The sequence below is a fragment of the Streptomyces sp. NPDC029216 genome (genome assembly GCF_040648015.1).
In the GTDB taxonomy this organism is placed as follows: Bacteria; Actinomycetota; Actinomycetes; order Streptomycetales; family Streptomycetaceae; genus Streptomyces.
The window spans coordinates 40,221-52,822 of sequence record NZ_JBEZWL010000007.1; the positions used below are offsets into that span (position 1 = coordinate 40,221).

Annotated in this window: 9 protein-coding genes, 2 tRNA genes and 1 pseudogene; 1 reads left to right on the plus strand and 11 read right to left on the minus strand. The window is 74.1% G+C overall.

Annotation, left to right across the window (positions count from 1 at the left end; genetic code table 11):
• Positions 1-12: 12 nt before the first annotated feature.
• A pseudogene (locus AB0F18_RS04755) lies at positions 13-2,145 on the minus strand (ComEC/Rec2 family competence protein); the annotation flags it as partial.
• On the opposite strand from AB0F18_RS04755, the gene AB0F18_RS04760 reads away from it, so the two are divergent.
• Complete coding sequence (locus AB0F18_RS04760) at positions 2,083-2,487, plus strand: hypothetical protein (RefSeq protein ID WP_362055019.1); 405 nt, start codon at positions 2,083-2,085, stop codon at positions 2,485-2,487. The pseudogene AB0F18_RS04755 and the gene AB0F18_RS04760 overlap by 63 nt on opposite strands.
• A 212-nt stretch (positions 2,488-2,699) precedes the next feature.
• On the opposite strand, the gene AB0F18_RS04765 is transcribed toward AB0F18_RS04760, so the two are convergent.
• From AB0F18_RS04765 to AB0F18_RS04810, 10 genes are all read right to left on the minus strand, one after another.
• On the minus strand, positions 2,700-3,344 hold the full coding sequence (locus AB0F18_RS04765) for a ComEA family DNA-binding protein (RefSeq protein ID WP_362055021.1): 645 nt from the start codon (positions 3,342-3,344) through the stop codon (positions 2,700-2,702).
• Between the two features lie 635 nt (positions 3,345-3,979).
• Entirely contained in the window at positions 3,980-4,825 is an 846-nt protein-coding gene (locus tag AB0F18_RS04770; RefSeq protein ID WP_362055023.1) for a DegV family protein, read from the minus strand.
• Between the two features lie 133 nt (positions 4,826-4,958).
• Positions 4,959-5,717, minus strand: a complete 759-nt coding sequence (locus AB0F18_RS04775) for a hypothetical protein (protein ID WP_362055025.1) — start codon at positions 5,715-5,717, stop codon at positions 4,959-4,961.
• 123 nt (positions 5,718-5,840) lie between these two features.
• Positions 5,841-8,711, minus strand: a complete 2,871-nt coding sequence (gene leuS / locus AB0F18_RS04780) for a leucine--tRNA ligase (protein ID WP_362055026.1) — start codon at positions 8,709-8,711, stop codon at positions 5,841-5,843.
• A 246-nt stretch (positions 8,712-8,957) separates the two neighbouring features.
• A tRNA-Ala gene (locus AB0F18_RS04785) sits at positions 8,958-9,030 on the minus strand.
• A gap of 146 nt (positions 9,031-9,176) precedes the next feature.
• On the minus strand, positions 9,177-9,410 hold the full coding sequence (locus AB0F18_RS04790) for a hypothetical protein (RefSeq protein ID WP_007264019.1): 234 nt from the start codon (positions 9,408-9,410) through the stop codon (positions 9,177-9,179).
• A 142-nt stretch (positions 9,411-9,552) separates the two neighbouring features.
• Positions 9,553-9,625, minus strand: a tRNA-Ala gene (locus tag AB0F18_RS04795).
• A 112-nt stretch (positions 9,626-9,737) separates the two neighbouring features.
• Positions 9,738-10,418, minus strand: a complete 681-nt coding sequence (locus tag AB0F18_RS04800) for a histidine phosphatase family protein (RefSeq protein ID WP_362055122.1) — start codon at positions 10,416-10,418, stop codon at positions 9,738-9,740.
• Positions 10,415-10,861 carry a ribosome silencing factor gene (gene rsfS, locus AB0F18_RS04805; protein ID WP_045950430.1) on the minus strand — a complete coding sequence of 149 codons (447 nt, stop codon included), beginning with the start codon at positions 10,859-10,861 and terminating at the stop codon, positions 10,415-10,417. The genes AB0F18_RS04800 and rsfS overlap by 4 nt, the downstream gene beginning before the upstream one ends.
• A gap of 66 nt (positions 10,862-10,927) precedes the next feature.
• Positions 10,928-12,583 (minus strand): LCP family protein, encoded by a 1,656-nt coding sequence (locus AB0F18_RS04810; protein WP_362055028.1) that lies wholly within the window; start codon positions 12,581-12,583, stop codon positions 10,928-10,930.
• Positions 12,584-12,602 lie beyond the last annotated feature (19 nt).

The window sequence follows — 12,602 nt, forward strand, 5'->3', positions numbered from 1 at the left end:
TCCGGCCGGAAAGGCACGCATCCCCGAACCGCTGCCGCAGACCGCCACGGAGCCGTCCGTATCGGTGCGCAGCACAGCCGTCCCAAGGGCTCTGAGCCCTGCCAGAGTGGCCCGCGCCGGGTGCCCGTAGCGGTTGCCGGCACCGACCGGGACCAGGGCGAGCCGTGGCCGGATCCGGTCGCGCAGACCGGGGTCCTGGTGCGCCGAACCGTGGTGGGCGACCTTGAGCACGTCCACCGGTCCGAGTTCCGGATGCTCCCTCAGCAAGGCCTGCTGGGACGGTGGTTCGAGATCTCCGAGCAGCAGGAACGTCAGCCCCTTCGCGCGGGCCAGCAGGGCCACGCTCGCATCGTTGGGCCCCTGCGGCGGCGGCGCGGTCGCCGACGGCCACAGCACCTGCCACTCCAGCGGCCCGACCCGGCGCCGCTCCCCCGCCACCGCCGCCACCACGGGCACCCCGGCATCCGCCGCCGTCCGCCGGACCAGGGCGGCCTGGGCGGGCGGATCCGCCACCGCGGTGGTCTCGATCACACCCACGGAGCGGCCCCGCAGCACCCCCGGAAGCCCGCCCACGTGGTCGGCGTGAAAGTGCGTCAGCAGCAGCAACGGGACGCGTCTTACACCCAGGGCCCGCAGACAGGCGTCCACCGGCCCCGGCTCCGGCCCGGCGTCGACCACGACGGCCGTACCGGGTCCCGCGGCGAGCACGGCCGCGTCCCCCTGGCCCACGGCGCACTGGACGTAGCTCCAGTCCGGCGGCGGCCAGCCGGCGATCGTACGGGTCAGCTGCGGCGGGCGCACCACCACGACCAGCAGCAGCACCGCCACGGCCGCACACGCCCCGCGCCGCCGCCCGAACCGGACCCCGAGCCCCACGAGGGCCACCGTGACCGCGGCCAGCAGCACGCCCCCTCCCGGCCCGCCCGGCCAGGGCAACTCCGCCCCCGGCAGCCGGGCCCCCGCCCGTGCCACGGCGGCGATCCACCCCGCCGGCACCCCCGCGCACCAGGCCAGCAGCTTCGCGACGGGCAGGCACACCGGGGCCGCGGCGAGCGCCGCGAAGCCCAGCACCGTGGCGGGCCCCGCCGCGAGCTCCGCCAGCAGGTTGCACGGCACCGCGACCAGGCTCACCCGGGCCGACAGCACGACCACCACCGGGGCGCACACGGCCTGCGCCGCCGCAGCGGCCCCCAGGGCCTCGGCCAGCCGCGGCGGCACCCCGCGCCCCCGCAGCGCCCGGGCCCAGCGCGGCCCGAGGGTGAGGAGCGCCCCGGTGGCCAGCACCGAGAGCAGGAACCCGTACGCACGGGCCAGCCAGGGCTCGTACAGCACCAGCAGCAGCACCGCCCCGCCCAGCGCCGGGAGCAGGGACCTGCGCCGCCCCGTGGCGAGGGCCAGCAGGGTCACCGCCCCGCAGGCGGCGGCCCGCAGCACGCTCGGGTCGGGCCGGCACACCACGACGAAGCCCAGCGTCAGGGCCGCCCCGCACAGGGCCGTGAACCGCAGCGACAGCCCCAGCCGGGGCGCCAGCCCGCCCCGCTCGACGTACCGGGCGCGGCCCGGGGGCCCGATGAGCAGGTAGAGCACCACGGTGAGGTTGGACCCGGAGACGGCCAGCAGGTGCAGCAGGTCGGTGGCTTCGAACGCCTCGTGCAGATCGGGCGGGACCCGGGAGGTGTCCCCGACCACCAGGCCCGGCAACAGGGCCCTGGCATCCCCCCGGAGCCCGTCGGACGCCTCCCTCAGCCCGGCCCGCAGCCTCCCGGCGAGCCGCTGTCCGGTGTCAGGGCCGCCCGTCACCCGGGGCGGCACGTCCACGGCCGGCCGGAGCAGCGCCACGGCCCGCTCCCCGTCCCGCGCCGGGGCCAGCCGGGCCACCACCGCCACCCGGGTCGAGGGCAGCAGCCGGGCCCAGTCCGGATGCCCGGCCAGCACCCGCACCGGGGTCTCCACCCGGGTCCGCGCGCCGTCGGGGGAGGTCACCCCGGTCACCACCGCGTCCAGCACCACCGCGGGCGGCCCGCTCCCGCTCCGGGCGGCCCGGGGGTCCGAGCCGACGGTGAGCTCCGCCAGGACCCGGGCGTGCTCCCCGGCCAGCCGGGCCACGGGCCCCGCCCGCGCCTCGGCCCGCTCCAGCCCGGCCACCCCCGCCCCGGCGGCCGCGCACAGCAGGGCGGCGGCCGCGGCCGTACCGACCTGCCACCCCGGCTGCGCCCCGCGAGCCGCCGCCACCAGCAGCACCCCCGCCGCGACCACCGCGACCCCCACCCCGACGGCACACCACGCCCCCGGCACCCCGAGCCCGAGGGCAGCCGCCCCCCAGGCAGCCACGGCGGGCCCCACGAGCCGCAGATCCAGGGGCCCTGTGGACTCCACCCCGGCCACCTCCGGCTCAACGGCCACCGACCCGCCACCACCCGGCCCGGCCACAGCCCCCGGCACCCGAACGTCCGCCGGCCCGGCAGCCGCCGACCCACCCCCTCCTGACCCGGCCGGCCACGACCCGGCCTGCTCCGCCGCCGCCCGTCCGGCCGACGCGGGCTGCGGCCCAGCCTGCTCCCGTCCGGCACGGCCCGACCCGGCCTGCACCGCCGCCGCCCGTCCGGGCGGCGCGGGCGTCGGCCCGGCCTCTCGCGGCCCCGCCCGCTGCGGCCCGGCCGGCCCCGAACCGGCCCCCGCCCCCAGGCCCCCGGCGGCGCTCACAGCCGCACCAGCTTCCGCAGCTCGGCGAACCGGCGCTCGCCGATGCCGTCGACCTGCCGCAGGTCGTCCACGGCCCGGAACCCGCCCCGGGCGGTGCGGAACTCCACGATGTGCCGCGCCAGCACCGGGCCGACCCCCGGCAGCCCGTCCAGCTGCTCGACCGTCGCATTGCCGAGGCTCAGCGGGCCGGGGCCGGGTCCGGGGCCTCCGCCGGGACCCACGCCCCCCGGCGCCGGCTGCACGGTGACACCCACCAGCACCTGCTCGCCGTCCGCCAGGACCCGGGCCCGGTTGAGCCCGGAGGTGTCCGTGCCCGGCCGCACTCCCCCGGCGGCGGCCAGCGCGTCCTCCACCCGCGAGCCGCCCGGCAGCCGCCGCACGCCGGGATCGCGGACCTTGCCGCCGACATCCACCACGATCGGGCCACCCGGCCCGCCGGAGCCCGCCCCCGGTACGGGAGGCGGGGTCGGAGGCGCGGCGGGGGCGAGCACGGCGGGCGCCGTCACCGGCTGCGGCCTGGCCGACCAGTACTGCTGGGCGGCGAACCCCACCGCCAGGACCAGCACCACCCCCACGGCGGCCACCGCCCGGGGCTCCACCCCGCACCGCGCCTGCACCCACACCGGCAGCCGCTCCCGCACCGCCAGCCACCTCCCGGCCCCGGCCCCCACCACAGGCCCCCCGGCCCCGACCTCCGGAAAAGCAACCGCAGGGGCACCCGGCGGCAACGACACCGGCGGAACCACGGCCGAAGCCGGACCCGCAGACTCAGGCGGAGCCCCAGACCAAGGCAGAGCCCCGACCTCAGCCGCGGCCCCGGACGGCGGTGGAGCCCCCGCCGCCGGCGGCGCGGCACCGCCCAGCAACGCTTCGGCCCGGCGGCGCACGGCGGCGGGATCGGGCCGGGGCCGCGACCGGGCGCGGCCCGGGCCCCTGAGGCGCCCGTCCGACCGCCGCCCCCTGCCGGGCCCGCTGCTACCCCCGCCACGCCCACGGGGCGGATCGAAGGCATTGAAGGACCCGGTACGGCGAGATCCGGCATCGAGGGATCCGCCACCGCCGGACCCGGAGTTTTCGGAGAGGCGCGAAGCGCGCGTTCGTAGAGTCATGCCACGACGCTAGGACCGCCCCCGGACACCCCGCTCGGAGCCTTCGATTCCGGTGGATGACCCGCCCGTTGTGGACAACCCCGCCACCCGTTCCGGTGAACGCGACCGCCACCGCGGCCGCCCCCGCCACCGCCAACCGGCACCGGCCCGCCACCACTCCCCAGAGATCAGCGCGGCGAGACGACCGCCGCCAGCAGCCCCGGCCCGGTGTGTGCGCCGATCACCGCGCCGACCTCGCTCACGTGCAGCTCGACCAGGCCGGGAATGCGCTCCTTCAGCCGCTGCGCGAGCTTCTCGGCCCGCTCCGGGGCCGCCAGGTGGTGGACGGCCACGTCGACGCTGCGCGAGCCGGCCCGCTCCACGGCGAGCTCCTCCAGCCGCGCGATGGCCCTGGAGGCCGTCCGTACCTTCTCCAGCATCTCGATCCGCCCGCCGTCCAGCGTGAGCAGCGGCTTGACCGCCAGCGCCGAGCCGAGGAGGGCCTGCGCCGCCCCGATCCGGCCGCCGCGCCGCAGGTAGTCGAGGGTGTCCACGTAGAAGTAGGCCGACATCTCCACCGCCCGCTTCTCGGCGGCGGCCACGGCCTCGTCGACGGAACCCCCCGCCTCGGCCGTCTCGGCGGCGGCGAGGGCGCAGAAGCCGAGGGCCATCGCGACCATGCCGGTGTCCACCACGCGGACCGGGACCGGGGCCGTCTTCGCCGCGACCACGGCGGCGTCGTAGGTGCCGGAGAACTCGGCGGAGAGGTGCAGGCTCACGATGCCGGTCGCGCCGGCGTCCGCCGCCGCCCGGTAGGCCCGTACGAACTGTTCCGGACCGGGGCGGGAGGTGGTGACCGAGCGGCGCTTCTGCAGGGCCACGGCCAGGCTGCGGGCCGAGATCTCGGTGCCCTCTTCCAGGGCCTCGTCCCCCAGGACCACGGTCAGGGGGACGGCGGTGATCCCATGCCGCGCCATCGCCTGCGGGGGCAGATAGGCCGTGGAATCGGTGACGATCGCGACATGGCGGGACATGAGCCGGAGGTTACCGCCCGCGGGGGTGATCCGGCAGCCCGGCCCACATGCGTCACCCCGGCCTCCCACTCTCCACCGCGCACCGGCCGCGGTCTCCAGGGCCGCACCGGCGCCCCGCACCGGCACCCGGTCCCTAGGAAGCGGCCTCCGGCCTGGGAGCCTTCTGCCAGGGGTAGCCGGGCGCCTGCGCCGCGGGGTTCAGCGCGGCCCGTCCCTGCCCCGGGGCCTGCCCCCGCTGCGCCTGCGACGGCGCGCCCGTCCCCGCACCCGTACCCGGCGCCTGCTCCCGCTGCCCCGCGTCCCACGCGGCCGCGGCGGCCGCCAGGTCGTCCACGGACTCCCGGGACCAGTCGCGCAGCGCGCTCGACTCCACCTCGATCTGCGCCGACAGCGCCGCGAGGTCCTCGTCCGCGAACTGCCGGGCCCGGTCCCGGGCGGCCCACCGCAGCGAGTCGGCGGACTCGGTGATCTTGGCGGTGCGCTCCCGCAGGTCGGGCAGGCGTTCCGCGATCCTCTTGCGGTCCGGTTCCTGCTCCAGCCGCTTCAGCTCGTCGTCCAGCTCGTGCCCGTGCCGGCTCAGCCGTTCGAAGAGGGCGATCGATTCCTTCAGCGAGCCGTCCGCCTGGACCCCCTGGTGGAGGGCCGCCTGCGTGGCCCGCATCGACGTCCGCAGGTCCAGCCGCAGCTGCGCCAGGGCCGCCGTGACCCCGACCTGGCCGAGGCTCTTGGCCTTCAGGGTGGTGTCCTCGACCGTCCGGCGGGCCTGCGTGATCGTCCGGTCCACGCCGCGCTTGGCCGCGCCGACCGCCTTGACCGTGACCCAGGCGCCCAGCCCCAGGAAGGCGAACAGCACCACCAGGGCAAAGATGATGACCAACGCGCCTACCTCCATGAGGTTCCCTTCCCCGGCCTGTTCCCGTCCCCTCCACCGTAAACGCCACGGGCAGGCCGGGGGTTCCATTCGAACCCCCAACCTGCCCGTACGGGATCACCCCGAGACGCGGAACCTCACACGTCAGATGACGATGTTCACCAGCTTCGGCGCGCGCACGATCACCTTGCGGATCTCGGCGCCGCCCAGCGCCGCCACGACGCCCGCGTCGGTGACCGCCAGCTGCTCCAGGTCGGCCTCCGAGATGCTCGGCGGCACCTCCAGGCGGGCCTTGACCTTGCCCTTGACCTGGACCACGCAGGTGACGGTCTCGTCCACGACGTACGCCGGGTCCGCGACCGGGAAGTCCTGGTGGACCACCGAGTCGGTGTGGCCCAGGCGGTGCCACAGCTCCTCGGCGATGTGCGGGGCCAGCGGGGCGATCAGCAGCACCAGGCGCTCGGCCACGGACCGCTCCAGCGGGCGGCCCGCCTTCGTCAGGGCGTTGTTCAGCTCGGTGATCTTGGCGATGGCGGTGTTGAACCGCAGGCCCGCCATGTCGGAGCCGGCCCCGTCGATGGCCTTGTGCAGGGCGCGCAGCGTGTCCTCGGCGGGCTCGGTGTCGACGACCGTCACCGCGCCCGTCTCCTCGTCCACGATGTTGCGCCACAGGCGCTGCAGCAGCCGGTACTGGCCGACCACGGCGCGGGTGTCCCACGGACGCGAGACGTCCAGCGGACCCATCGCCATCTCGTACAGGCGCAGGGTGTCCGCGCCGTACTCCTCGCAGATCTCGTCCGGGGTGACGGCGTTCTTCAGGGACTTGCCCATCTTGCCCAGCTCGCGCTTGACCGGCTCGCCCTCGAAGAAGAACGCGCCGTCGCGCTCCTCGACCTCGGTGGCCGTGACCGGGAAGCCGCGCTCGTCACGGTAGACGTAGGCCTGGATCATGCCCTGGTTGAACAGCTTGTGGAACGGCTCGACCGAGGACACGTGGCCCAGGTCGAACAGGACCTTGGACCAGAAACGCGCGTACAGCAGGTGCAGCACCGCGTGCTCGGCGCCGCCCACGTACAGGTCGACACCGCCGTGCGGGGCGCCCTCGCGCGGGCCCATCCAGTACTGCTCGATCTCCGGGTCGACCAGCGCGTCCGCGTTGTGCGGGTCCAGGTAGCGCAGCTCGTACCAGCAGGAGCCGGCCCAGTTCGGCATGGTGTTGGTCTCGCGGCGGTACGACCGCACGCCGCGTCCGTCGCCCAGGTCCAGCTCGACGTTGACCCAGTCGGCCTTGCGCGACAGCGGGGTCTCCGGCTGGGAGTCCGCGTCGTCGGGCTCGAAGGTGCGCGGCGAGTAGTCCTCGACCTCCGGCAGCTCCAGCGGCAGCATCGACTCGGGCAGCGGGTGCGCGACGCCGTCCTCGTCGTAGACGATCGGGAAGGGCTCGCCCCAGTAGCGCTGGCGGCTGAACAGCCAGTCTCGCAGGCGGAAGTTGACGGTGCCCTCACCGATGCCGCGCTCCGACAGCCACTCGGTGATGGCGGCCTTGGCCTCCGTCACGCCCAGGCCGTCCAGCGAGATGCCCTCGCCGGCCGAGTTGACCAGCTTCGCGTCGTAGGAGACGAACGCGTCCTCCCACTCGGCCGGGTCGGTGCCGCGGCCGTCCGTGGGCTCGACCACGCAGCGGATCGGCAGCTCGAAGGCGCGGGCGAACTCGAAGTCGCGGGTGTCGTGCGCCGGGACGGCCATGATCGCGCCGGTGCCGTAGCCCATCAGCACGTAGTCGGCGATGAAGACGGGGACCTTCTCGCCGCTGACGGGGTTGACGGCGTACTCGCCGGTGAAGACGCCGGTCTTCTCCTTGGCGTCGGCCTGCCGCTCGACGTCCGACTTGGCGCCGGCCTGCTTGCGGTACGCGGCGACGGCCTCGGCGGGGGTGGCGTGTCCGCCGGTCCAGGCGGCGTGGGTGCCCTCGGGCCAGGCGGCCGGGACGAACTTCTCCACCAGCGGGTGCTCGGGGGCCAGGACCATGTAGGTGGCGCCGAACAGGGTGTCCGGGCGGGTGGTGAAGACGGTGATGGCCTCGTCGCCCAGGGCGAAGTCGACGCGCGCGCCCTCGCTGCGGCCGATCCAGTTGCGCTGCTGCAGCTTGATGGCCTCGGGCCAGTCCAGCGCGTCCAGGTCGTCCAGCAGCCGGTCGGCGTACGCGGTGATGCGCATGTTCCACTGGCTCAGCCGGGACTTGAAGACCGGGAAGTTGCCGCGCTCGGACCGGCCGTCGGCGGTGACCTCCTCGTTGGCCAGTACGGTGCCCAGCCCGGGGCACCAGTTGACGGGCGCGTCCGAGGCGTAGGCCAGGCGGTACTGGTTCAGCACGTCGGCCCGCTCGCCGGCGGTCAGCTCCGCCCAGGCACGGCCGCCGGGGACCTCACGGGTGCCGTTCTCGAAGGCGGCGACCAGCTCGGCGATCGGGCGGGCCTTCTTCGCGTCCGCGTCGTAGTAGGAGTTGTAGATCTGCAGGAAGATCCACTGGGTCCACTTGTAGTACTCCGGGTCGATCGTCGCGAACGACCGGCGCTTGTCGTGGCCCAGGCCCAGGCGGCGCAGCTGGGCCTTCATGTTCTCGATGTTCGCCTCGGTCGACACGCGCGGGTGCGTGCCGGTCTGCACGGCGTACTGCTCGGCCGGCAGGCCGAAGGCGTCGAAGCCCAGGGTGTGCAGGACGTTGTGGCCGGACATGCGCTGGTGGCGGGCGAAGACGTCGGTGGCGATGTACCCGAGGGGGTGACCGACGTGCAGGCCCGCACCGGAGGGGTACGGGAACATGTCCATGATGAACTTCTTGGGCCGCGCGACGACCGCCGGGTCACCGGCCAGGTCACCGGTGGGGTTGGGCGCCTCGTAGGTGCCCTCCGCGTCCCATACGTCCTGCCAGCGTGCCTCGATGTCGGCGGCCATGGCAGCCGTGTAACGGTGCCCCTCGGCCGCCTCGGGGGCCGGGGTGTGCGTCTCGCTCATGATTCCTGAAGCTCCATCGATCGTCTCTGCCGTCTCTGCCTGCCCAAACGAAAAAACCCCTCGCACAGGAGGGGACGCCGCGCCGAAGCCGACCTTCTCGGGGTCGGTGCTGCTCAGCGCGGCTCGGTAAGCAGAAGGCGTACGGCACGCATGGCGTCAGGGTACCGCAGCGGCCCGCGCGGCTGCTCGGTCGTTCCGCACAACGAGAAGAGGGCCACCCGATCCGGGTGACCCTCTTCCACACTGTGGAGCTAAGGAGAATTGAACTCCTGACCTCCTGCATGCCATGCAGGCGCTCTACCAACTGAGCTATAGCCCCTTGTTTCTCTCTGCCGCCGGGCCCCTTCTCGGTTTCCCTTGCCGGTTCCCCCTGGCGACATCGAGAACATTACACGGTCATGGCCTCAGACCAAAAATCGGTTTCCGGGAGCCCTGTTATGCCCGATTCGTCCACCGTTGACCCCGTCAAGCCCGGGCGAACTGGTAGAAGCGCTTGAGCGTGCAGTGCTCGTCGAGGAGCCGGCCGTAGATCGGCTCGCCCTCCAGCTCCCGGTACGTCTCGATGGGGTCGCCTTTTATGATCAGCGCCCGCGCGCATTCCTCGCACCAGTACTGGTAGTCGGGATTGACGGGCTCCATGTCCCGAACGATCGGCGTGCCGTTGTTGCACCAGTCGCACCGCCGCCGGTGTGCACCCATCCGTCAGCGACTCCCTCCCGCGTCGGACCGTCGTGTCCCCTCCGGCCGTCCGATTCTGCCACGCCGGTCCCGGCGGGGTCAGCAAGCACGGGGAGGACAAACGCAAGGATCCCGCCCCCTGTTGGGGACGGGATCCTGATTGTGGAGCTAAGGAGAATTGAACTCCTGACCTCCTGCATGCCATGCAGGCGCTCTACCAACTGAGCTATAGCCCCGCTCTCCGCGGCGTTCCCCCCGTTTCCGGTGTTCTTCGCTGCGAACAAGAAGAACTCTAGCCTGTGACCAGCCGGAAAGTGAAATCCGGGTCGGAGCGGCCCGCGGAGGGGCTCAGTCGTCGTCGCCGAGCACCGGTTCCGGCAGGGTGCCGGCGTTGTGCTCCAGCAGCCGCCAGCCGCGTGCGCCCTCGCCGAGGACGGACCAGCAGCAGTTGGAGAGCCCGCCCAGGCTCTCCCAGTCGCGCGCCTCCAGCCGCAGCAGGCGGCCGATGGTCGTACGGATGGTGCCGCCGTGGCTGACGACGACGAGCGTGCCGCCCTCGGGCAGCCGGTCGGCGTGGCTCAGCACCACCGGGGCGGCCCGGTCGGCGACCTCGGTCTCCAGCTCGCCCCCGCCGCGCCGCACGGGCTCGCCGCGCTTCCACGCCGCGTACTGCTCGCCGTACTTCCCGAGGATCTCCTCGTGCGTCAGACCCTGCCACTCACCGGCGTACGTCTCGCGCAGCGCCTCGGTGTGCGCAACGGGCAGGTGCGTGATGGCGGCCAGCTCGGCGGCCGTGGCCGCCGCGCGCTTCAGGTCGGAGGCCACGATGGCGTCCGGCTTCAGCGAGGCGAGCAGCCGGGCGGAGCGGCGCGCCTGCGCCAGGCCCGTCTCGGTCAGCTCGATGTCCGTGGAGCCCTGGAAGCGGCGCTCCAGGTTCCAGGAGGTCTGGCCGTGCCGCCAGAGGACGATCTTCCTGCCGGTGCGGGCAGAGCCCCCGGAGGGGGTACCCGTGCTGGTGGCCGCGCTCAGAACAGATCACCGTCCAGCTCGTCGTCGCCCTGCGCCTCGCGCAGCTTGGCGTGCTCCTCGGCCTTGCCGATGGTGAGCTTGGCGTCCTCGGGGAGCTCGATCTCGGGGCAGTCCTTCCACAGGCGCTCCAGCGCGTAGAAGACGCGCTCCTCGCTGTGCTGGACGTGGACCACGATGTCGACGTAGTCGAGCAGGATCCAGCGGGCGTCGCGGTCGCCTTCGCGGCGCACCGGCTTGGCGCCGAGCTCCTTGAGCAGCCGCTCCTCGATCTCGTCCACGATCGACTTGACCTGGCGGTCGTTGGGCGCGGAGGCGAGGAGGAAGGCATCGGTGATCGACAGCACGTCGCTGACGTCGTACGCGATGATGTCGTGCGCGAGCCGGTCGGCCGCAGCCTGGGCGGCGGTGGTGATGAGCTCGATGGAGCGGTCCGTGGCGGTCACTGGCCATGCTTTCGGGTTGGCGGGCAGATCCCTACAAGGGTCTCATGTACTACCGGCCCCGCCCGGTCAGGACGGTTTGTAGTCCTTGCCCAGGGTCACCACGACGTCCGCGTTCACCACGCTCTCGGCCTTCCGCACGACCGTCTCGGGCAGCCCCAGCGTCTTGGCGACGTCGACCGCCCGGTCCCGCCGGCCCTCGTCCTGGTACGTGATCTGCGTGGCGGCGGCCGTCCCCGCGGCCTTGCCCCCGTCCACGAAGGCGTAGCCGGCGTTGAGCAGGGCCGCCTTGGCCGCGACCTGCGCCTTCTCGTCCCCGGTGGCGTCCTTGAGGCCCACGCGCGGTGCGGCGCCCGGCTGGGCGGCGGTGGCGGTGCCGCCCAGGATCTCCTTGACCACCTTCTTGGCGGCGTCGTCGGTGAGGCCGCCGTCGGGCTTCACCGAGAGCAGCTCGGTGCGGTACGCGGCCGTCTTGGCGTGCTCGCCGATCCGGGACAGGAGTCCGCCGAGGTTCTGCGCGTCGAGCCCGGGATCCAGGATCTGGCCCATGCTCTCGACGGTCGTGGCGGCCGCCTTCGGGTCGGAGGGGATCTTGCGGAGGACGGCGTACAGGACCCGGCCGGTGCGCTCCAGCTGCTTGGCCTCCGGTTCGCCCTGGGCCCGGTGGGTGGCGTAGGCGACGGCCATGGCGCCGGTCAGGCTCTGCCGCGGGCCCTGCGCGACGGCCGGGGTCTTGGCCTGCTCGTCGGCGGGCACGGCGGCGTCGGTGTCGACCTCGATCCCGCCGACCAGCTCGACCAGGCGCTCCAGGAAGGGGGTGTCCAGGCGCCAGGTGCCGCCGATGCGGGTGCCGAGGACGGTGTCGAGGGCCTCGCGGGTGCCGATGCTGCCGTCCTCGACGGACTTGCCGAGGGTGGTGCCCGTGCCGTCCTGCTTGGCGACGCCGAGGGTGTTCGGCAGCAGGACGGTGGCCCCCTGCCTGGTGGTGACGTTGTCGACCAGGAGGGCGGTGGAGCTGCCGCCCCGCTTGGTGTTGTGCAGGTGGACGACGATCATGTCGCGCTTCTGGGCGCCGGGGGCGGCCGTGGCGGCCTTCTGCCCGCCGGGGCCGTCGAGGAAGGGCAGCTTGCCCGCGTACCAGAGGTAGCCGAGGCCCCCGACGACGAGGAGGGCCAGGACGACGATCAGCGCGACGACCCGGTTGCGGCCGCGGCGGCGGGCCTCCTCGCGGCGTTCGGTGCGGCTCTCGGTGAAGGCGAGCCAGTCGATGACGTCCTCGGAGTCCTCGTCCGGCTGGTCGAGGAAGGAGAACTGCTCGGTGCGGTAGCCGTCGCCCGGCCCGTCCGGGGCCCGGTCCGCGGCCCCGCCGGCGGCCGTGTCCGCCCGGCGCGGCTCGGGTACGGGGGCCGGGGCGGGCGGCTGGGCGGGGGCTTCCGGGGCGGCGGTCTGCTGCGGGATCCACTGCTGCTGCGGGGTGCCGTACCCGTGGGCGGGGGCCTGGGCGTAGCCCTGCTGCTGCTGCCCGTAGTCGTACTGCTGTCCGTGGGGCTGCTGTGCGTACGGCTGCTCGTACGAGGGCTCGTACTGCTGTCCGTACGGGGGCGGGGCGGGCTGGAGGGGCTGCTGCGCGGGCACGTGGCCGTACAGCGGTCTGCCGTACGGGTCGTAGCCGATGAGCTGCTGCTGGGCGGCGTACGGGTCGTACGGATCCTGGGGGTCGTTCACCGCGGGGCCTCTCCTCGTT

Excerpts from the sequence above, each read along its gene's own strand:
- AB0F18_RS04770 (WP_362055023.1), bottom strand. The coding sequence starts at position 4,825 with ATGTCCCGCCATGTCGCGATCGTCACCGATTCCACGGCCTATCTGCCC.
- AB0F18_RS04790 (WP_007264019.1), bottom strand. The coding sequence starts at position 9,410 with ATGGGTGCACACCGGCGGCGGTGCGACTGGTGCAACAACGGCACGCCG.
- leuS (WP_362055026.1), bottom strand. The coding sequence starts at position 8,711 with ATGAGCGAGACGCACACCCCGGCCCCCGAGGCGGCCGAGGGGCACCGT.
- AB0F18_RS04775 (WP_362055025.1), bottom strand. The coding sequence starts at position 5,717 with ATGGAGGTAGGCGCGTTGGTCATCATCTTTGCCCTGGTGGTGCTGTTC.